This window comes from Rahnella sp. RcJ3 (assembly GCF_009498575.1).
Taxonomy (GTDB): Bacteria; Pseudomonadota; Gammaproteobacteria; order Enterobacterales; family Enterobacteriaceae; genus Rahnella; species Rahnella aceris.
This window is the reverse complement of the sequence record NZ_QSNX01000005.1, coordinates 82,682-103,427: the sequence shown is the minus strand read 5'-3', so window position 1 is coordinate 103,427 and position 20,746 is coordinate 82,682. Positions and strand designations below refer to the sequence as shown.

Sequence of the window (20,746 nt, the reverse complement as noted above, 5' to 3'; positions counted from 1 at the left end):
GTTTGCTCCTCCCACTTCAAAGAGCAGTTTTTTCTTTGCTCCTCCCCCTGCGAAGGGGGAGGCCGGGAGGGGGTTTTAAAGCCAAACACGCTGTCAAAGTACACTTCAAGTCTTTGATTTTTCCTTAATACCCCACCCCAACCCTCCCCTTCGCAGGGGAGGGAGTCGCCCCAGCCAGTCTTCACATTTCTTAAGCATCCCCGACAAGAACGAACAGAAACTGTCATCCGTCCGTCACATTCCCCCTTTACCCTCACCTGCACTAATAAGTCCCAAAGAGGATAGTACCAACCATGATCATTCCAGCTACAGCCAGCGGGAATGCGCCTTCGCGCATGTCTTCTCCCCCCGCGATCTCTGTCCATCAGGTGTCCCATTTCTTTGGGAGCAACCCGGTACTCAATCACGTCAATTTATCCGTGCCGGAAGGCACGATCCTCGCCCTGCTTGGCCCTTCCGGCTGCGGAAAAAGTACTCTGCTGAAAATGCTGGCGGGATTACTCCATCCTGCGTCAGGACAAATCAGCTTCGATGGTGTCACTGTCGCCAGCGGGAAAATCAGTCTGCCACCGGAAAAACGCAATCTCGGCATGGCCTTTCAGGATTATGCCCTGTGGCCGCACATGACCGTGCGCCAGAACGTCGCGTTTCCGTTGCAGATGCGCGGCATCCGCGGTGCGATACAGCAGGAGAAAGTGATGGCGGCGCTGGAGCGCGTCGGACTGGCGGATTTTGTCTCCCGCCGCCCTGCCGAACTTTCCGGCGGTCAGCAACAGCGTGTGGCCCTCGCCCGCGCCATTGTGGCTGAGCCACGCATTTTGCTGTTCGACGAGCCGCTGTCGAATCTTGACCGCGACCTGCGGGAAAGCCTGTGCGAGGAAATGGCAACATTGTTGCGCCAGCTCGGCACCACGGCGGTGTATGTCACCCACGATCAGCACGAGGCTCACGCACTCGCTCACCGCATTGCGCGCATGGACAAAGGCGCGATCGCCAGCATTGACCAGATTGACCCTTCCGTTGTTTCACCTTTTGTTGCTTAACCTTTGATGGAATGAAAATGATGACCCGCACACACAACAAAACCTCCAAAACGTTTTCCCGTACCAAAACAGGCGTAATGACAGCAATGACTCTTTCTCTCGCAATGGCGGCAGGCAACGCTCAGGCACTGACGCTCTACACCGCCGGGCCGGGCTCGCTGGCAAAAAAACTGGCGGCAGGCTATGAAAAACAAACCGGCGTAAAAGTCGATGTGTTCCAGGCAACAACCGGCAAAGTGATGGCTCGCCTGGAAGCCGAACAGGCCAACCCGCGGGCCGATATACTTATCTCAGCATCCTGGGATACCGCAACCGATCTCGAACAACGTGGCTGGTTGCTTGAATACCAAAGCCCCAATGCGGCACAGGTTCCCGCGCAGTTTAAAACCCCCTATTACGTCGCTCAGGGTATTTCCGCACTGGGCATCGTCTGGAACACAAAAAGTGGGACGACCGAGCCTAAAGACTGGGGCGATTTAGCCAAACCGGAATTCAAAGACAAAGTGACCACGCCGGATCCGTCTCTCTCCGGGGCGTCTCTGGATTTGCTGATCGGTCTACAAAATGCCCACGCGCAACAGGCCTGGAAACTGTTTGAGGATCTGAAAGCCAACGGCATGATTATCGCCGGACCCAACGCACAGGCGCTGACGCCGGTCTTACAGGGCGCGAAAGCTGCGGTATTTGGCGCGGTTGATTATGTGTCTTACGCCAGTATGCAGGACGGTGAATCGGTCAAAGTGATTTTCCCGAGCAGCGGAACGGTTATCGCCCCGCGCCCGATGATGATCCTCAAATCCAGCCAGCAGCCCAAAGAAGCCAAAGCCTTTATCGATTACGCGCTGTCGCCTGAAGGCCAGAAACTGGTCGCCGATGCCTGGCTGATGCCGGCCCGTACGGATATCGACGCCAAACGCCCGCTGTTTAAATCGCTGAAATTATTACCGGAAGCATCACAGGCTTCCGCATCACGTAAAGACGTTCTCGACCGCTTCGCGAAACTGTTCGGACAGCAATAATCCCTTCCCGGGCTGTTTGAAAAAGCAGCCCGCTTCTGAGATTTAATCAATGAATAGAAATGCTTTCCTGCCGGGCATGACGGGCATTGCGCTGTTACTGCTGGTCGCGGTGCCGGTCAGTTTTGTGATTTTACAGGCGGTCTTTCCGCATCTGGATGCCGGCAGTTATTCGGCACCGTTCAGTGCATTTTATCGTGTTTTCCAAGAACCTCAGTTACGTGAACTGTTCGCGACAACATTAAAAGTCGGTCTGGGCGTGGCGATATGCAGCGGCCTGATTGGCATTCCATTAGGTGCCTTGCGCGGCCTGTTCGTGCTACCCGCCGCCGCGCTGTGGGACATCCTGTTTCTGGTGCCCTTCCTTTTACCGCCGTATATTGCCGCGCTGTCATGGATGATGGCGTTACAGACCCACGGTTATGTCCAGCAACTGCTGCCGTGGCTGCATCTGAATGATTTTTTGTTTTCGCTGCCGGGCATGGTGATGGTGATGACGCTGAATGTGTTTCCGGTCGTGTATTTCGCGGTATCGCGCAGCATGGCCGCCAGCGGCAGTCGTCTGGCAGATGTTGCGCGTATTCATGGTGCGGGTCCGTGGCGGGCATTTTTGCGCATCACTTTACCCATGGCGTTACCGGCAATGGCCTCCAGTTTGTTACTGGCGTTTACGCTGTCGATTGAAGAATACGGCGTGCCCGGCGCGCTGGGTTCGCGCAGCGGCATTCTGATGCTCACCACCGGCATCGAACAGCGCCTTGCCGACTGGCCGATCGACCTGCCCGGCGCGGCAGTGCTGTCGCTGATGCTGGTAGCAATTGCGCTTTGTGCGTACAGCGTTCAGCGTGCAGTGCTGGCGGGCAAGAATGTGGAAAGCGTGACCGGCAAACCGGCGGACGTGAAACAAAAAACGCCGGGAGTCTGGACAATTCCGGTGCTGATGTTGTTTACAGCGGTGGCAGTGATTGCCGTCGCACTGCCGATTGTCTCCACACTGGCCACGGCGTTTTCCCGCACGTTGTCCGGCGGGCTGTCGTGGCAGAATCTGACCTTCCGCCACTTCAGTAATCTGTTTGCCGCGCACGGCGACGCGCTGAGTGCGCTGTCGACCAGCCTCAGTCTGGCGCTGGGTACCGCGCTGATCGCCGGGGCGACCGGCTTTCTTGCCTCGTGGCTGGTAGTGGCACGAAAAATTCGCGGTGCGGCGGTTATCGACGGTTTATCGCTGTTACCGGCAGCATTGCCGGGGATTGTGGTGGGTGTCGGTCTGATTCTGGCCTGGAACCGCAGTTTCTGGCCGGTGACGCCGTACAACACCTGGGGAATTCTGCTGCTGGCTTACTGCTGCCTGTTGCTGCCTTATCCGGTGCGTTATGTCAGCGCCGCGTTGAAGCAGATTGGCGGCAATCTGGACGCCGCCGCACGGGTGCACGGTGCCACGGCGGCGCAGACATTGCGTCTGATCCTGCTGCCGCTGGTATTTCCGAGCCTGCTGGCATCAATGATGATGGTTTTTGCCGTGGCGTCACGGGAACTGGTGACGTCCCTGCTGCTTTCACCGGCGGGCGTACAGACCGTATCGGTGTATGTCTGGCGTCAGTTTGAACAGGGTTCGGTGGGCGACGGGATGGCGATGGCGTCGGTTGCAGTGCTGCTGAGCCTGACGCTGATGTTGATTGCGGTCAGGCTGCAACAACGGCCCCCGGCTTAGCTTTCCCGCTGCGGTTCAGCGTGCGGGCGGTCACCGGAGGGGATCAGCAAACCGGCGGCGACTGCCAGTAGCGAAATCACTGCAGACACCACAAATACCCAGTGCAGCGACGCCGCCACGCTGTCGGTCAGAGCACCCAGTTGCTGGCTATCCATTGCGCTGCGGGTGGCTTTCTCCATCAACAGCTGTACCGGATCGTTTACCTGCGGCAGACGATATTGCAGATTCAGATTCAACGTTGCGCCAAGCACCGCGGTGCCAATGGCGGAACCCAGCATACGGGTAAAGAGTGTTGAGGCCGTCGCGATGCCGCGGATAGCCGGTTCAACGCTGTTTTGCACCGAGACAATAAAGGTGGTATTACACAACCCCATGCCCGCGCCAATCGAAAATGCCGCCAGACGCGCCATCCACAAACCGGACGATGGCGAAAGCAGCAACAGCGCCAGACTTCCGCCGACCAGCAATAATCCGCCAATGACCGCCGTTGCACGGTATGAAGTCGCCTGCATCAGACGGCTGCTGAACATGCTCGCCAGCGGCCAGCCAATCGACATCAGCGCCAGCGTGGTGCCCGCCTGTAACGGCGTTCCGCCGAGTACGCCCTGCACATAGGTTGGCAAAAATGCGCTGATACCCATCATGGTGGCGCCAATGATCAACCCGCCAACATTTCCGGCAATAATCACTTTGCTTTGCCACAGCGCCAGCGGGAACAAAGGCTCCGGCGTTTTACGCTCCTGGCGGATAAGCAGCCATGCGCTGCAAACGGCTAATGCCATCAGTGCCAACGCCCAGTAACCCAGCACTTCAGCCTGCAACAGCGCCAGGAGTAAGGCCGCGACAGAAAGGGTCAGATAACCGGTACCGGCCAGATCCAGCTTATGTGGTTTACGCTGTCCGTCCGGCGGCAGGTATTTCACCAGAATGATCATCGCCACCAGGCCGACAGGCACGTTCACCCAAAACACCACCGCCCACGGGAAATGGGAAACAATAAACGCTCCCATCAGCGGGCCGACAATCGCCGAAACGCCCCATACGCTGGACAAATATCCCTGCGCTTTTGCCCTTTCCTGCGGGCCGTACACATTGGCAATCAGCGTGGTGGCTATCGGCGTGATTGCCCCTGCACCCAGTCCCTGCAGGGCACGAAAGCCGATCATCCAGCCAAGCGAAGGGGCGAATCCGCACAGAACAGAGCCGATCAGAAACAGCGTGGTACCGATGAAAAACATTTTCCGGCAACCATACAAATCCGCCAGCCGCCCGTAGATGGGTACGCTGATCGCCTGCGTCAGCAGATAGACGGCGAACACCCAACCGAGCAGCGAGAACCCACCCAGATCGCCAATAATGGTTGGCATCGCCGTCGCGACAATGGTCACTTCTACGGCGGCCATAAACATCGACAACATGCAGGCGGCAAGGATTAGAGGTCGGTGAGAAGATTTAACAGCAGACTTTACTTCAGGATGATTGACGGCCATGTTCTTTGTTTTCTTTAGCATTGTTTTGATGAGTGCACGCAGGCAGATACCAAATTATAGACAAAAAAGAGGCGCCGGGTTTGCACACAGCGCCTGTTAAGGACAGTTTAATTATGACAACATCAGTTATAAGTGTTGACTAAAAAAAGATGATTTATTGAGAAAGCGATTATGCGTCCTCTGGCCTGAATAAATGGATGGGTAAAGTGAGGCGTACGGGGGCTAATAAGTTGGAAAAAGCCAATGAGCGGGAGGGAGCAAAATGTCCACTACCATTAGTCCAGCGCGTCAGTCGCCCGGCACTAAATACGAGCTCACCAGCGAAATAAACTCCGCGTTCCCTTTCTATTATCACTCCCCCTTTTTTATGTTCACAGATACCCGTAAGAGAAGTATGTCCATGGACATTTTGATAATCTGCCTTGCCGCAAATAACAGCCCCCGGAGCATCATCCATGATAGCAAACACCCAGCCACCTCCATTTGGTACAAGGGTGCGTTGAGGATCCATTATATTAACAAGTTTATAATTTCCCGCCGCCTGACGGATAACTTCATAAACATATAACGGATTAGCGGGTTCCTGATCGACACATTTAGGGTCGATCACTTTCATCATTTTGCGTTTAAGCAACATGCTGTTCAATTTTGAATATTGCTGTTTTTCAGGCACTTAATTCCATCCATGATAAATTTTAAAAAACCGTCAGCCTCATACTTTAATCACCATTTCCAGGTTAAAGCTGGACAGGTCGATAAACTTCGCCATATCGCGGCTTTCCGCACGAGGTAAATACGGAATTTCACCGAGCAGCGGTGCGGAAATATTGACGCTGAGCGCATCAATCGTTTCCTGGTAATGAGCCAGACAGGGATTAATGCGGTTCGCCACCCAACCAAGCAGTGGTAAACCATCCGCAATAATCGCCTGCGCGGTTAATAACGCATGGCTGACACAACCTTCCTGAATACCTACCACTAATACTACCGGCATATTTTGCTGGCGGACCCAGTCCGAATATAAAAGATGCGGTGTGATCAATGTTCTCCAGCCGTCGCACCCTTCCACTACAACGGAGTCAGCCTCCTTACGCATGAAATTAAGACCGTTAGTCATTATTTCAAAAACATTTTCAGGGACCTGGCTGGCATAAATATCTTCATCAGCTAATGCCAGCGGAGTTATTTTATTAAAAGGATAAGAAATTGAAGATGACTGCTGGAGCGTTACCGCATCTTTATTTCGAACCCCGTCGGCCAGCTCCTGACTGCCTGTTGCAATAGGTTTATAGCCTAAAACGCAGCGATCCTGCGCGGCTAAAGCCTGAAGCAAGGCACGTGTGACAATGGTTTTACCTACACGGGCATCCGTACCCGTGACGAAAAAGTGCGTTAACATGGAATTCAGGCTCCGGGATCTCTCCGTCTTATTGAAAGATAGTCTCCGGTAAGAACACACCGCCAGAGACAAAGTCACGACAGAAAGTCTAGGCGATGCGGGATGAGAGCGGTTTGCGTTAGCGCAATGTTTTGTTGACTGTCCATGCAGTTAATGCCGAGGGCTTATATTTTTTTATTTACCAACACAGGTTAATGATATATCCCAATTAATGGGAATTATGACAGGGCGGCAAGGAAGAAAGTCCCGATGCGCTGACGAAGATCAAGGATTCGGGCGAACAAATGCAGCCAATGCAGAAGTAACTTCAATTTTGCAGGATATTAGCCTTGCAGTAATTTAATTAACAGGGATCCGCTATATAACGCATCTTTCACTAACGCCGCGCCGGGCATCGTTCCCTGATTATAGAATTGTGTCGATTCAAGTTTGATATTTTCGCTATAGGCGGGAAGCGATTGCTGCTGAATACAGGACATTATCGCGGGATGGAGAATATCCTGAGATAAATTCAGCGGTGAGCCGATCAGCACTTTCTCCGGATTAAACAGATTAACCATGATCGCCAGAATGCGTCCAACGCTTTGTCCGACGCTGATGATCACATCACGCGCTAGCTGATCGCCACGGTTTGCTGCATCACACACGGCCTCGATAGTCAGCGACACACCATGCAGTAAGCTGGCCGGAACCGGGACCGTTAACCGCTGACGAACCAGATCAAGAATGCTGTCAGTGCTGGCGACAGTTTCAAGGCAACCGTGATTGCCGCAATAACAGCGCTTGCCGTAAGGATCGACCTGCGTATGGCCGATTTCCGCCACACTGCTGCTGCCCGCGTGCAACACGCGCCCGCCCGTGATCACCCCGGCTCCGACGTTGTGATCAATCACCACCTGTACCACATTTTTACAGCCCCGGGAGGCACCGTATAGCAACTCGGCCAGCGTCCAGGCACCGATATCGTGCTGCACATACACCGGCAAACCGGTGTGCTCAGACAGCGTGTCGCCCAGCGGCATATCAAACACGTCATGATAAAACGGCATGCGGTGCACAATGCCACGCCGTGCGTCGATCATGCCCGGTAAGGTAATGGCGATGGCGGTGAGACGTTCGAGTTTGCGCTGATGACGGATAAAAAACTGATCGATTTCCGAAATAATACGTTTAAGCAGAGGTTGCGACGCCTGTTCCGGCAGCGGGAGGACTTCTTCTACCACCAGTTTACTGCTGAGATCACGCAGACCCAGGGTAATGGAACCGAGGCTGATACGTGCTGAAAGATAATGCCAGGCCTGCGTATCGAGCGCTAAACCAATGGCCGGACGCCCGCGGCTACCGGGATCCTGAAATTCAGTTTCCAGCACCAGATGCGCCTGGATTAACTCACGAACTATCTTGGTGATACTGGCAGGAGCCAGTTGTGCTTTTTTTGACAATTCAATGCGCGAAATAGGACCAAACTGATCTATCAGGCGGTACACAGCACCGACATTGGTTTGTTTTATCTGATCTATATGTCCTGGTTGCCCGTCGGGGATCACTCAAGGAACTCCTGTTATTTTCGCGCTTCAAAATAAAGATTAGGGCTATGTTGGAGTTTTTGTTATATGTCGTCAACTATTTGATTCGTTATGTGATTTGGTGCACAAATTGCGCGAAAACACGCTCAGAATTGACTGGAAATACAGCATCTTCTGACTTCGCCTCCTTATTCTTCGTGTAACAACAAATCCATAAATGCCCGGGCTGCGGCAGTCGCAGGACGCCGTGCGTGATTCACCAGCCAAAGCTCTGTCGTGCCCTGCAGTGTGCCAAATCGCAAATACCTCACCCCTTCAACCTGAATACGCAGATAAGAAGCGGGCAAAATTGACACCCCGAGACCGGCCGCGACCAGGCCGATAATGGTCAGCGGTTCGCCGACTTCCTGAGTGATATACGGCGTGATCCCCTGCACTTTGAGCTGGCCGAGTATATCGTCGTAAAGCGACGTGCCGACATCTTTGGAGAAAAACACAAAAGGCTGATCGGCAAGGTGCTGAAAAGTCAGTTCACCCTCTTTAAGCGCATTCAGCGGATGGTCTTTGTGCACCACAGCAATCAGCGGCTCGGACAGCACAAGATGGTGTTCCAGCTCCTCCGGTAACTCGCCATTACGCATAATGCCCAGATCCAGTTTTCCCTCCAGTAACGGTTCGATCTGCTGCTTGCTGTTGAGCTGCTCAATGCGAATATTGACATCCGGATAGGTCAGACGAAAACGGTGCAAGGTGCGGGAAACACGACGTAAAAACGGTGCCGAAGAGGTCAGCCCGAGGGTCAGATTGCCAGACTCGCCGCGATGAATGCGTGCCGCCTGAGCGGACGCCTCACCGACACGCTGCAAAATCTGCCGGGCTTCCGGCAGAAACGCCTGTCCCGCCTGCGTCAGCCGCACGCTGCGGTTGTTGCGGTAAAACAGCGCGGCGCCGAGATGGGTTTCCAGCGCCTGAATTTGCTGGCTCAGCGGCGGCTGGGACATGTGCAGACGTTCCGCTGCCCGGCCAAAATGCAGTTCCTCGGCAACAGCGATGAAATAACGTAAATGACGCAGTTCGATGTGGTTCATGATGTGGATTAATTCACCAGATTGATACTTTAAACGTATCGTTTTTGACTGATTAATATATTAGACAATAAACCTCGCAGCGTTAAAATTCTTATACATTTTAAAATTAAGTTTTACAGCCCCCGTATTAAGGACTTCCAGTGAAAACCTCCCGGCGGATTTCCGCTGCACCAGCCAGTGATTCAGTTAACGACGACGAGTTAAATCCTGAAACCCCCGTCGCCCGCTCCGGACTTAAAACTCCTTTTATCAAACGTGGTACGCCGCAATTTATCCGCGTCACCCTTGCGCTGTTTTCAGCGGGTCTGGCGACGTTTGCCCTGCTGTATTGCGTCCAGCCAATCCTGCCGGTGTTGTCGCATGATTTCGGCGTTTCACCGGCCACCAGCAGCCTGTCGTTGTCGTTGTCCACCGGTTTAATGGCGATTGGCCTGCTGTTCACCGGGCCAGTTTCTGATGCCGTCGGGCGTAAATCAGTAATGGTGGTGGCGTTATTTCTCGCTGCGGGCTGCACGCTGGTCTGTTCCTTTATGCAAAGCTGGGATGGCATTCTCATCATGCGTGCGCTGATCGGCCTGTCGCTGAGCGGCGTGGCGGCAGTCGCCATGACTTATCTCAGTGAGGAAATCCACCCGAGCGTGGTCGCTTTCTCGATGGGCTTATACATCAGCGGAAATTCTATCGGCGGCATGAGCGGACGTTTAGTCAGCGGCGTGCTGACGGATTTCTTCTCCTGGCGTATCGCCGTTGCCGTCGTTGGTTTCTTCGCGCTCGCGGCGGCAATTATGTTCTGGCGCATTCTGCCGCCGTCAAAACATTTCCGGGCAAGCTCGCTGAAACCACGCAAGCTGCTGATTAACTTCAAGCTGCACTGGCGCGACAGCGGCTTGCCGCTACTTTTCGCCGAAGGTTTCCTGCTGATGGGGAGTTTCGTGACCATGTTTAACTACATCGGTTACCGTCTGCTTTCATCGCCCTACAATCTGAGCCAGGCGATTGTCGGCATTATCTCTGTGGTCTATCTGATGGGTACCTACAGCTCGCCGAAAGCCGGTGCGCTGACCGGTGTTTATGGCCGCGGCCCGGTGCTGATCGGCGCAACAGCGCTCATGCTGCTGGGGATTTTGATCACCGCCTTCTCGCCGGTCTGGCTGATTTTCATCGGTATGATCCTGGTTACCGGCGGGTTCTTCGCCGCCCACTCCGTCGCCAGCGGCTGGATCGGGCGTCGTGCACGCCGCGCAAAAGGACAGGCTTCCTCGTTATACCTTTTCAGTTATTACGCAGGGTCGAGCGTCGCCGGGACGTCAGGCGGATTCTTCTGGCACTCATTTGGCTGGTACGGGATTACCGGGTTTATCAGTTTGATGCTGATTGCCGGTGTCGGTGTCGGCTTTAAGCTGATGAGCTTATCTGAGGCGAAAGCGGTTTAACTGGTTTGCTCCTCACCCTTCGCAGGGGGAGGAGCAAACCCAAAATCTACTCCCCTAATTTCCCCATCCGCCGCTGGCTATCCCCCTCAAACAACTGCATTCGTGCAGTATCAATCTGTACCCACACGCGATCCCCCGGCGCGGCACCCGATCTCACCATGCTGTAAACACTCAGGCTTTCACGGCCAAATTTACCGTGGATCAGTTCGCTCAGACCGGTCGGTTCAATCAGCGTGATGTCCAGCGGCACGGCGCCCGGCGCACCCTCTTCGCACAGCACAATGGCTTCAGGGCGGACACCATAAATCACCTCTGAACCACTTTGCAGATTCATGATTGAAGGATCCACCGGCAGCGTTAATTCCGGCGTAATCCGTAACTGCGGTGCAGAATCACCCAGTTCCAGTGTGCCGTTGATGAAATTCATTGAAGGCGACCCGATAAAGCTGGCAACGAATTTATTGGCCGGTGTGTCGTACAGTTCCAGCGGCGTGCCGACCTGCTGGATCAGGCCATGATTAAGCACCACAATACGGTCGGCGAGCGTCATGGCTTCGACCTGATCGTGCGTCACATAAACAATGGTGTTTTTCATTCTCTGATGCAGGCTTTTGATTTCAATCCTCATCTGCCCGCGTAACTGCGCATCCAGGTTGGAAAGCGGTTCATCGAACAAAAACACCTGCGGTTCGCGCACGATTGCCCTGCCCATTGCCACCCGCTGACGCTGCCCGCCGGAAAGCTCTTTCGGGCGGCGATGCAGCAGCGCAGTCAGCCCGAGGATATCGGCAGCTTTATTTACCGCAGCCTCAATCTCCGCTTTCGGGCGTTTTTGCACTTCGAGGCTGAAGCCCATGTTGCGCGCCACGGTCATGTGCGGATACAACGCATAACTCTGGAATACCATTGAAATGTCACGGTCTTTAGGCGCTACCTGATTCATCAGACGCGAACCAATATGAATGTCCCCCGCCGTCGCCAGTTCCAGCCCGGCGATGGTGCGCAGCAGGGTCGATTTACCGCAACCGGACGGCCCGACCAGCACCACAAACTCGCCGTCTTTAATGGTCAGGTTGATATGTCGCAACACTTCGACATTTTCGTAACGTTTTTGAAGATCGGAAATCGTAATCTGAGCCATAAAATTATCCTTTAACCGCACCCGCAGTCAGCCCCTGAACCAGGTAACGCTGAATGAACGCAAAGAACAGACAGGCAGGAATGAGCGCCAGCACGGCCGCCGCCATCATGTCGCCCCATGAAACCGCGAATTTCGACACAAAACTGAGTAAGCCAACCGGGAACGTCATCACCTCGTTTTTGTTGATGAGCATCAGCGAGAACAACAATTCGCTCCACGCGGCGGTAAACACGAAACCTAACGTTGCCGCCATGCCCGGTAACGTCAGCGGGATGATGACTTTGCGCAGCGCCATAAAGCGGCTGCACCCTTCCAGCATCGCGGACTCTTCCAGATCCTTCGGAATGCTGTCGAAAAACGACTGCATCAGGAACGTGGCAAAAGGGACGTTAAAGGCGGTGTAAATCAGCACCAGTCCCAGCAGGCTGTTGGTCAGGCCGAGCGGTGCCATTACTTTGTAAATTGGCGCGAGGATCATCACCAGCGGGAACATCTGCGTAAACAGCAGCAGCGCGGCCATCACCGTTTTGCCGCGAAAACTGAAACGGGAAAATGCAAAGCCTGCACCGGCAGCAATGATCGTGGTCAGAAATGCCGTGCCGAATGACACAATCAGACTGTTGAAGAAATACAGTGGAAACTGGCTTTCCGTAAACACCCGCTGAAAATGTGTCAGCGTCATCTCACCCGGCCACATCCGCACGCCTTCGCTGTAGAGCAGTTTGTCCGGTGTGATTGAGATTTTGATCAGCCAGTAAATCGGGAACAGCGCGAACACCAGGTAAAACAAAATTCCCAGCCGGTGTCCGCCCTTGCGCAGCCACGCGTTGAATGACAATGCGTTCATATGAGCCTCCTTATTTCAGCAACTGATGGCGGATGCGCAGTAAAACCAGCGCGTAAAGCGTCATCAGCACCAGCAGGAACACCGCCATCGCCGACGCATAACCAAAGTCGAGTTTGCGGTACGCAGTGGTGAAGATGAAACTCGACAGAATCGAGGTGGAATTCGCCGGGCCGCCGTCAGTCATCACCACAATCAGGTCGGCGAAATTCGCAATCCAGATGGTGCGCAGCATCACCGTGATGGCAATCATCGGTGCCAGAAACGGCAGTGTAACTTTGCGAAACTGCTGCCAGCCGGTCGCCCCGTCCATTGCCGCCGCTTCGTACAAATCTTTCGGAATCGACTGCAACGCCGCCAGCAACGTTATGGCGAAAAACGGAATGCCGAACCAGACGTTGGCCACCACCGGGCCGTACAGCGCCAGTTGCGGATCAGACAGAATATTGTACGGCTCGGAAATGATATGCAGATCAGCCAGCCAGTAAGGCAGTACGCCAATCACCGGATTGAGCAACCACGCCCAGGTCAGGCCGGAGAGAAACGCCGGAACCGCCCACGGCAGAAACACCAGCGCCTGCACCCAGCGGCGGCCGGGAAACTCACGGTTGAGCAATAAGGCTAACCCCAGCCCCAGCGCGAACTGCAACACCAGTGAAGTCAGTGTCCAGTTGAAGGTATGGCGCAGCGCAGCATAGAAATGCCGGTCATCAAACATGGTGCGGAAGTTATCCAGCCCGACCCAGCCGGTATCGAAAGGGTTAAGCAACTGGATGTTCTGAAAAGCATAGGAAATGCCGATGGCCATCGGAACAAAGATAAACAGGCCGATCAGCACCAGCGTCGGGCTGAGATAAACCCAGGGTTCCAGCAGCGCCCGCAAACGCGGGAAGCGCGGCACGGCAGCGGTGTCTGGCGGTGAAACTTCCAACATCATGACGCGTCTCCGTTGAGAAGAATATCGAACTCCGGCAGCAGATTCGCGCCGGAGTTATCCGGTTTACTTTTGCGCAGCCAGCCAGGCTTTCTGTTCTTTGGTCAGGTATTTCGCCCAGTCTTTCACCATGCTTTCGGTGTCGTTCTGGCCGAGCAGCGTTTCCTGCGAACTGTCTTTCACAATCACCGAGTTGAAATAGCCCCAGCCTTTGAGGTGCGTTGGCATAGTCAGCGGGATGTAATCCGGGCTATTCAGCTCGGCAAACCAGCCTGCAAACTGCGGCGCGTGGTAATACGCATCCTGCTCTGCGCCCTTATAAATCGGTAAGGTGCCGACAAATTTCGACCAGGTGAGGTTGTTTTCTTTGTTACTGAGGAAGGAAATCAGATCCCAGCTTTGATCCTGATTTTTGCCCTGTTTGAACATCGACCAGCCGGTATAACCGATGGTCGGATAGGCTTTGCCGTTCGGCCCGAGCGGCATTGGCGCGACCGAGAAATCGTCAGGATTCATGCTGTTTTTGATGGCGATCAGCGCGTCCGGATCCTGATCGAGCATTGCGCATTTACCGGAATAGAATCCGGAGACGATTTCGTTAAAGCCCCAGTTGACGCTGTCTTTTGGCGCATAACCCTTCTGGTACATATCCACCAGGAATTGCGCACCTTTAATCGCACCAGGTTTGGTCAGCGTGCTGTTGCCCTCTTTGTCGAAGAAGTCCGGCGAGCCGTTCATCGCCGCCATAAACATCATCCAGGCATTCGTGCCGCCGACGCCGCCGCGCATGCAATAACCGCTGATGCCGTTACCCAGCGCGCTGATTTTCTTCGCATCCGCCATAAACTCGTCCATGGTTTTCGGCGCCTCGGTCAGACCCGCCTGCTGGAAGAGTTTTTTGTTCCAGAACATGGCCCGCAGATAAAAACCGTACGGGATCATGGTGGCGGTGCCGCCGGAAGAACGCGCCATGGTCAGTGTTTTGTCAGTCAGATCCGGCGTGCCCGACCAGCCTTTCAGCCGCGGTTCGAGATCAGCCAGCATGCCGTTACTGGCATACAGCCCTTGCCAGGTGTCCGGCATTTCCACCACATCCGGGTATTGTCCGCTCTGGATCATGGTGCCAAGCTTTTCAAACGCCTGTCCCCACGGCAGCGACACCACGTCGATCTCGACATCAGGGTGCTGCGTTTTGTAAGCGGTTAACATTTTTTGCAGCATTTCAGTACGCGCCGGGCTGGTGATCACTTCCACCAGCGTCAGTTTGGTGGCGGCAAAACTGGCGCAGGAAAACAGGCTGACGCTGAGCGCCAGCAGGCTGAGCACATGACGTTTCGGGTGTCGCATAATCTTGATTCTCCACGGTGAAAAAAGTCGGAACACAGGAACGGTCTTTCAACAAAGGCCTCAGGAACAGGCGCTTTCGATGGCGTTTTTCAGGTCACGCCATAAATCTTCGGTCTCTTCCAGCCCGATAGAAATGCGGATCACGCGGGGCGACACACCGAAATCTATTGCCGAGTTGAATTCGCCCGCCTGATTCAGCACAGAAATGGCTGGCATCACCAGACTTTCGAAACCGCCCCAACTGACCCCCATACGGAACAGATTCAGCGCGTTACAGAACGTCGGAATATCGATGCCTTCGCTCAGCTCAAAGGAGAACAGACCGCTGTAGCCGGTCAGCGTGGAAGTCGGCAACGGGTCAAGACCCGGATGATTCACCTGCGTGATGCGCGAATAGCCCTGCAACCGGCGCGCCAGTTCCAGCGCACTTTCGTGATGCTGGCGCATACGCAGCGGCAGCGTGCGCAGGCCGCGCAGCAGCAGCCAGGCTTCATTGGCAGAAAGTTTGCCGCCTAAAAACGGGCTGATATAACGACTGATGGCGCTGATGCGTTCCTGGCTGGAAATCACCAGCCCGGCGACCACGTCGCTGTGCCCGCTGATGTATTTCGACGCGGAATGAATGACCAGATCGATGCCCGCAGCCAGTGGCTTCTGGAAAATCGGCGACGCCCAGCTATTGTCGATCATCGTTATTACACCGTATTTTTTCGCCAGTTCCGCGATGGCCCGCAGATTTTGTTCGCCCATCACCCAACTGTTCGGGCTTTCGAGATACAGCAGTTTCGCGCCCTGCATCGCCTCTTCCAGCGCGGGCAGTGAACCGCCATCGACAAACTGTGATTCAATCTGAAAACGGGTGCAGAAACCGCGCAGGAAACGGTAGGTGTCCGGGTAGACGTGATTCACGCACACCACTTTATCGCCGGGACCGGCCACGCTGAGAATGGCGTTACTGATCGCCGCCATGCCGCTGCCGAACGCCAGACAGGCTTCGCCGCCTTCCAGTTGCGCCACTTTTTTCTGCAATTCGACGACGGTCGGGTTATCAACGCGGGAATACAAAGCATGGTCGCTGTCGCCGCGGAAACGGGCAATCATGCTGTCATAATCAGTGAAACTGAATAACGAAGACTGATAGATGGGCGGCGAAATCGCTCCGCGATCGTGGCGGGCGTCGTGCACTAAACGGGTGTTTTCCCCTAACTCAACAGGCTGGCTCTTATCATCTTGCTGCATTGATCACTTCCTTCATGTCACGTTCAGTTATGTTCAGAATGTCGTTGCTTAGCCTGCGCGCGTTTTCCGGTTCACGGCGCGCAATGGCTTCAAATAACATGCGATGCAGCGGAAAAGAGTCGCTGAACAGCGCCTGCTCAGGCGGCGATTCAAAAAAGGCATGCAGCAGGTCATAAATGCCGCCGACCATTTGCAGCAGCAGCGGATTATGCGCCGCGCTGTAGATTGCCGCGTGAAACTGCCAGTCTTCTGCCCCGGCGGAACCGACGCTCAGATGGACTTTTTCCATCACATCCAGCCTCTGTTCGATAAACAGCAAATCGCTTTCCGTCGCACGTACCGCCGCCAGCGCGGAAGCCTCGCATTCAATGATCCGGCGCACTTCCAGTGCATGAAGCATGGTGGCTGAGTCATTCTTAAAGCGCAGGGACAGAAAGCTGTCGTTGGCGGTAATTTCAGACTGCAAAAACGTGCCGCTGCCTTTTTTGCGCACGATAATCCCCAGCGCTTCCCAGCGTTTCAGCGCCTCGCGTACGGTGTTACGGCTCACCGCCAGCCCTTCGGCCAGCACGCGCTCAGGCGGCAATTTCTCGCCGATATGGGTGCCGGACTGCGCCACATAGCGGGTCAGTGCATCGAGCACCAGCGTGTCGCTTTGTTGTGGCGCAATCGGATGCAATAAATTTATGTCGCCGTTCATTGGCTTCTCCGCACTTTGGCTTGTGCAAACATCGGCCCTAATTGGCCCAACAACTCAACCTGTGGACCACTTTGCAATTTGTCTGCCAGTTTTAAAAACAACCGTTAAGCGAATGATTTACAGACACAATGAGTAAATTTAATCCCAAACGGGAAAGCAGCGACAAGATCGCGGTGGTGCAAAAACATGGAGTTTTGTTACGACGCTGTGCAGGAAATGTTCTGTGATGTAGCACGGGATGAATTGACGCCCACCCGTGCAAATGATAATTGTTATCATGTAAATTCATCCCGTCAGGCAGGTTGGAATGACACCGAACACTGAATCTTCCGCAGCAGCGTCCTGCTGCATCGTCGGCGGTGGCCCCGCAGGATTAATGCTGGGATACCTGCTGGCGCGAAAGGGAATTGACGTCACCGTGCTGGAAAAGCACAGCGACTTTTTACGCGATTTTCGCGGCGATACCATTCATCCGTCTACACTGGACATCATCTGGCAACTGGGTTTTCTCGACGAGTTCCTCGCCCTGCCGCATCAGCGCGCTGAAAAGCTTTATGGCGAGATCAACGGCCAGGAAACCACGCTGGCGGATTTCAGTCATCTGCCGACGCAGTGCAAATTTATCGCTTTTATGCCGCAGTGGGATTTTCTCAACTTCATCGCCAGCAAGGCTGCGCAACTGCCCAATTTCCGGCTGATTCATAACGCGCAGGTCCTGTCATTGCTGGAGGATAAATGCCAGGTATCCGGCGTTCTTGCTGAAGTGAATGGCGAAACGCAGCATTTTGATGCGGATCTGGTCGTCGGTTGCGACGGGCGTAATTCCATCGTGCGCGAACAGGCCGGGATGGAAATCCGCCGTTATGGCGCGCCACGTGACGTGTTATGGCTGAAAATTCCCAAACGTCCGGATGATCCTCAGTGGTCGATGGGGCATCGCGGGCCAAAGAAAAACTTCATCATGATCGACCGGGGTGATTACTGGCAGTGTGGGTATTCGATCCCGAAAGACAGCCTGGATGCGCTCAAAGCACAGGGTATCGCGCCTTTTCTCGACCTGCTGGCGGAAGTGTCGCCGTTTGAGCGCCAGCGCTTAGCCGACGATATTCTCAGCTGGGAAAACGTACGCTTGCTGGTGATCCGCATCGACCGTCTCAAAGAATGGGCTAAACCGGGTCTGTTGTGCATCGGCGACTCGGCACATGCAATGTCACCGATTGGCGGCGTCGGCGTGAATCTGGCGATTCAGGATGCGGTGGCGACAGCGAATATCATCACTGAACCGCTGAAGGCCGGACGCCTGACGCTGCGACACTTAAAACGTATCCAGCGCCGCCGCGCGTTCCCGACGTGGGCGACGCAGGCATTACAGATTATGATCAGTAAAGCAGGACAGAAACAAAGGAAGCGTGCCCCTTCACGGCTGGAAGCGTGGCTGCGCGGGCGGAAATTTATACCTTTCCTGTTTGGACGCCTCATCGGTGTGGGATTTTATCGGGAAATCCCGAAGCTTTGATTTTTCAGGCAAACGTATTGATGTGCACGGTCAACTCCCTCCCCTGCGAAGGGGAGGGTTGGGGTGGGGTATTAAAGCGAAATTAATAAGTTGAAGTTTGCTCAAACGCGGTGTAAGCCCGTAAAACCCCCTCCCGCCTCCCCCTTCGCAGGGGGAGGAGCCGTACCGAATCCTCTTCTGAACAGGCATCACAAATTTAAATATTCCCCGCTTTTTCATCACCCATAATTGATAAGCGTCATAACGCCCGGTGAACTATTTCGGCAAAGTGCCCGCCTTTCACTTGGATCCAAATTTAATCTCGGGGAATACAATAATGCTGGAATTACTGATCGGGCTGGTAGTCGCCGTCTTTGTCGGCCGCTATATCATTAAAGGCTATTCACCCACCGGCGTTCTGATGGTCGGCGGCTTATTATTGCTGATTATCAGCGCCATCATGGGTCACAGCATCCTGCCGGAAGGCACCAAAAGTACCGGCTGGAATGCGACAGATATCGTTGAGTACGTCAAAATTCTGCTGATGAGCCGCGGTGGCGATCTGGGGATGATGATCATGATGCTGTGCGGTTTCGCAGCCTACATGACCCATATTGGTGCCAACGATGTGGTCGTCAAACTGGCGTCGCGCCCGTTACAGATGATCAATTCACCGTACATTCTGATGGTTGCGGCGTATATTCTGGCGTGTCTGATGTCCCTGGCCGTGTCTTCGGCGACCGGTCTGGGCGTGTTACTGATGGCAACGTTGTTCCCGATTATGGTTAACGTCGGCATCAGCCGGGGCGCGGCGGCGGCGATTTGTGCGTCTCCTGCGGCGATCATTCTTTCCCCTACCTCAGGTGATGTGGTGCTGGCGGCGCAGGCGGCGAATATGCCGCTGGTGGATTTTGCCTTTAAAGTCACCCTGCCGATTTCGATTGCTGCCATCGCGGCGATGGCGGTCGCGCACTTCTTCTGGCAACGCTATCTGGATAAACGCGATACCTCCGTGCTGGCGGATGCTGTCGATTCCAATGCTGACGATGTCATTGAAACCAATGCTCCGGCTTTCTACGCTATTTTGCCTTTCACGCCGATTATCGGTGTGCTGATTTTTGACGGTAAATGGGGACCCAATCTGCATATCATCACCATTCTGGTGATTTGTATGTTGCTGACCGCCCTGATTGAAACCGTGCGTAACCGTAACGGCAAAGCGGTATTCGCCGGACTGGACGTGGCTTATCGCGGCATGGCGGATGCATTCGCCAACGTGGTGATGCTGCTGGTCGCGGCGGGCGTGTTTGCTCAGGGGCTGAGCACCGTCGGGTTCATCAGCAGCCTGATAGGACTGGCGCAAAACTTTGGCTCCGGCAGCATCGTCATGATGCTGGTGCTGGTAGTCATCACCGTGCTCGCCGCCATGACCACCGGCTCCGGTAATGCTTCGTTTTACGCCTTCGTCGAACTTATCCCAAAACTGGCCGCGAAAATGGGCATCAACCCGGAATATCTGGTCATCCCGATGTTGCAGGCATCCAACCTGGGTCGCACTATTTCCCCTGTTTCGGGCGTCATAGTGGCCGTGGCCGGTATGGCAAAAATATCGCCTTTCGAAGTCGTCAAACGCACGTCCGTTCCCGTGCTGGTTGGCCTGATTGTGGTAATTGTCGCCACCGAAATTCTGGTGCCGGTGCATTAAAGCCTTTCTATTTAAATCCCCTTCCTGAGCGAAGGGGATCATTGATCACATAAATACGATAACGAGAATGCCTCTCACAGGTTAAGCTACTGCGCCTTGAAGGTCGGGGAAGTTTCCCTGTGCTGATTTGATAGCAAAACCAGCGTGAGAAAAGCTTTTATGTTGAATAATCCGGGTTATAAACGTATTGGCGGGTGGCTACTGGCCCCGATGGCGTATCTGATTGTGACGCTGCTGAGCGTGGTATTAATGCTGTTTCTGTTTTCAATGGCGTTATTTATGCCGGAATCGCGCGAATATCTCATCACCAACTCCCAGGCATTTACCCTGCAATGGTATTTCTCGGTGGTGACCACGTTAGCGATGGGGTTATTTACCGTCGCGGTATTGCTGCAATTCTGTAAGCGCGCCAGCGTGTTACCCAAAATGTATATTATCTGGTTATTGTGCACAGTACTTCTGGCGGTAAAAGCCTTTGCATTCTCACCGGTTACCGATGATTTGGCCGTGCGTAACTTATTGTTACCTTTATTGGCCGCCGCCGTCTTTGTGCCTTATTTCAAGCGCTCACTGCGGGTAAAAGAAACCTTCACGGAATAACCCTGAGGTTTTTAATGTTTATTATGTCCGGGCAA

The 20,746-nt window shown here is 54.2% G+C and carries 18 protein-coding genes; 7 read left to right on the top strand and 11 right to left on the bottom strand.

Annotation, left to right across the window (positions count from 1 at the left end):
- Positions 1 to 293 precede the first annotated feature (293 nt).
- The 3 genes from DXU84_RS08485 to DXU84_RS08475 all read left to right on the top strand — a co-directional run bounded on the left by DXU84_RS08485 (position 294) and on the right by DXU84_RS08475 (position 3,770).
- Positions 294 to 1,043 (top strand): ABC transporter ATP-binding protein, encoded by a 750-nt coding sequence (locus DXU84_RS08485; RefSeq protein ID WP_112152228.1) that lies wholly within the window; start codon positions 294 to 296, stop codon positions 1,041 to 1,043.
- A gap of 77 nt (positions 1,044 to 1,120) precedes the next feature.
- Positions 1,121 to 2,062 carry an ABC transporter substrate-binding protein gene (locus tag DXU84_RS08480; protein WP_173362096.1) on the top strand — a complete coding sequence of 314 codons (942 nt, stop codon included), beginning with the start codon at positions 1,121 to 1,123 and terminating at the stop codon, positions 2,060 to 2,062.
- Positions 2,063 to 2,111: 49 nt separating this feature from the next.
- Positions 2,112 to 3,770, top strand: coding sequence for an iron ABC transporter permease (locus DXU84_RS08475; protein WP_153375409.1), 1,659 nt, complete (start codon positions 2,112 to 2,114; stop codon positions 3,768 to 3,770).
- Here the strand turns inward: DXU84_RS08475 and DXU84_RS08470 are convergent.
- The 5 genes from DXU84_RS08470 to DXU84_RS08450 form a co-directional block, all read right to left on the bottom strand.
- The gene (locus DXU84_RS08470) at positions 3,767 to 5,260 is read right to left on the bottom strand and encodes an MDR family MFS transporter (protein WP_013575446.1); all 1,494 of its coding nucleotides are present in this window, start codon (positions 5,258 to 5,260) and stop codon (positions 3,767 to 3,769) included. The genes DXU84_RS08475 and DXU84_RS08470 overlap by 4 nt on opposite strands.
- A 169-nt stretch (positions 5,261 to 5,429) precedes the next feature.
- Positions 5,430 to 5,933, bottom strand: a complete 504-nt coding sequence (locus DXU84_RS08465) for a hypothetical protein (RefSeq protein ID WP_041673134.1) — start codon at positions 5,931 to 5,933, stop codon at positions 5,430 to 5,432.
- Between the two features lie 39 nt (positions 5,934 to 5,972).
- Positions 5,973 to 6,659 (bottom strand): dethiobiotin synthase, encoded by a 687-nt coding sequence (gene bioD, locus DXU84_RS08460; RefSeq protein WP_013575444.1) that lies wholly within the window; start codon positions 6,657 to 6,659, stop codon positions 5,973 to 5,975.
- 323 nt (positions 6,660 to 6,982) lie between these two features.
- Positions 6,983 to 8,206 (bottom strand): ROK family transcriptional regulator, encoded by a 1,224-nt coding sequence (locus tag DXU84_RS08455; protein WP_013575443.1) that lies wholly within the window; start codon positions 8,204 to 8,206, stop codon positions 6,983 to 6,985.
- Positions 8,207 to 8,373: 167 nt separating this feature from the next.
- Positions 8,374 to 9,273 (bottom strand): LysR family transcriptional regulator, encoded by a 900-nt coding sequence (locus DXU84_RS08450; RefSeq protein ID WP_112198729.1) that lies wholly within the window; start codon positions 9,271 to 9,273, stop codon positions 8,374 to 8,376.
- Between the two features lie 140 nt (positions 9,274 to 9,413).
- Between DXU84_RS08450 and DXU84_RS08445 the strand changes: the two genes are divergently transcribed.
- Positions 9,414 to 10,706, top strand: coding sequence for an MFS transporter (locus DXU84_RS08445; protein ID WP_112152224.1), 1,293 nt, complete (start codon positions 9,414 to 9,416; stop codon positions 10,704 to 10,706).
- 46 nt (positions 10,707 to 10,752) lie between these two features.
- On the opposite strand, the gene DXU84_RS08440 is transcribed toward DXU84_RS08445, so the two are convergent.
- From DXU84_RS08440 to DXU84_RS08415, 6 genes are all read right to left on the bottom strand, one after another.
- Positions 10,753 to 11,847: an ABC transporter ATP-binding protein gene (locus tag DXU84_RS08440; protein ID WP_013575440.1), complete on the bottom strand. Its 1,095-nt coding sequence runs from the start codon at positions 11,845 to 11,847 to the stop codon at positions 10,753 to 10,755.
- 4 nt (positions 11,848 to 11,851) lie between these two features.
- On the bottom strand, positions 11,852 to 12,694 hold the full coding sequence (locus tag DXU84_RS08435) for a carbohydrate ABC transporter permease (RefSeq protein WP_013575439.1): 843 nt from the start codon (positions 12,692 to 12,694) through the stop codon (positions 11,852 to 11,854).
- Between the two features lie 10 nt (positions 12,695 to 12,704).
- The gene (locus DXU84_RS08430; RefSeq protein WP_013575438.1) at positions 12,705 to 13,628 is read right to left on the bottom strand and encodes a carbohydrate ABC transporter permease; all 924 of its coding nucleotides are present in this window, start codon (positions 13,626 to 13,628) and stop codon (positions 12,705 to 12,707) included.
- A 63-nt stretch (positions 13,629 to 13,691) separates the two neighbouring features.
- Positions 13,692 to 14,972, bottom strand: a complete 1,281-nt coding sequence (locus DXU84_RS08425) for a sugar ABC transporter substrate-binding protein (protein ID WP_153375407.1) — start codon at positions 14,970 to 14,972, stop codon at positions 13,692 to 13,694.
- Positions 14,973 to 15,032: 60 nt separating this feature from the next.
- On the bottom strand, positions 15,033 to 16,211 hold the full coding sequence (locus DXU84_RS08420; protein ID WP_013575436.1) for an aminotransferase class I/II-fold pyridoxal phosphate-dependent enzyme: 1,179 nt from the start codon (positions 16,209 to 16,211) through the stop codon (positions 15,033 to 15,035).
- Positions 16,198 to 16,911, bottom strand: a complete 714-nt coding sequence (locus DXU84_RS08415) for a FadR/GntR family transcriptional regulator (RefSeq protein ID WP_131637642.1) — start codon at positions 16,909 to 16,911, stop codon at positions 16,198 to 16,200. Before DXU84_RS08415 ends, DXU84_RS08420 begins: the two co-directional genes overlap by 14 nt.
- Positions 16,912 to 17,218: 307 nt before the next feature.
- Between DXU84_RS08415 and DXU84_RS08410 the strand changes: the two genes are divergently transcribed.
- The 3 genes from DXU84_RS08410 to DXU84_RS08400 all read left to right on the top strand — a co-directional run bounded on the left by DXU84_RS08410 (position 17,219) and on the right by DXU84_RS08400 (position 20,711).
- Positions 17,219 to 18,427, top strand: coding sequence for an FAD-dependent oxidoreductase (locus DXU84_RS08410; protein WP_153375405.1), 1,209 nt, complete (start codon positions 17,219 to 17,221; stop codon positions 18,425 to 18,427).
- A 316-nt stretch (positions 18,428 to 18,743) separates the two neighbouring features.
- A complete protein-coding gene (gene dcuC, locus DXU84_RS08405; RefSeq protein WP_013575433.1) occupies positions 18,744 to 20,111 on the top strand; it encodes an anaerobic C4-dicarboxylate transporter DcuC in 1,368 nt (455 codons plus the stop codon).
- Between the two features lie 159 nt (positions 20,112 to 20,270).
- A complete protein-coding gene (locus DXU84_RS08400; RefSeq protein WP_013575432.1) occupies positions 20,271 to 20,711 on the top strand; it encodes a DUF2569 domain-containing protein in 441 nt (146 codons plus the stop codon).
- Positions 20,712 to 20,746: the final 35 nt, after the last annotated feature.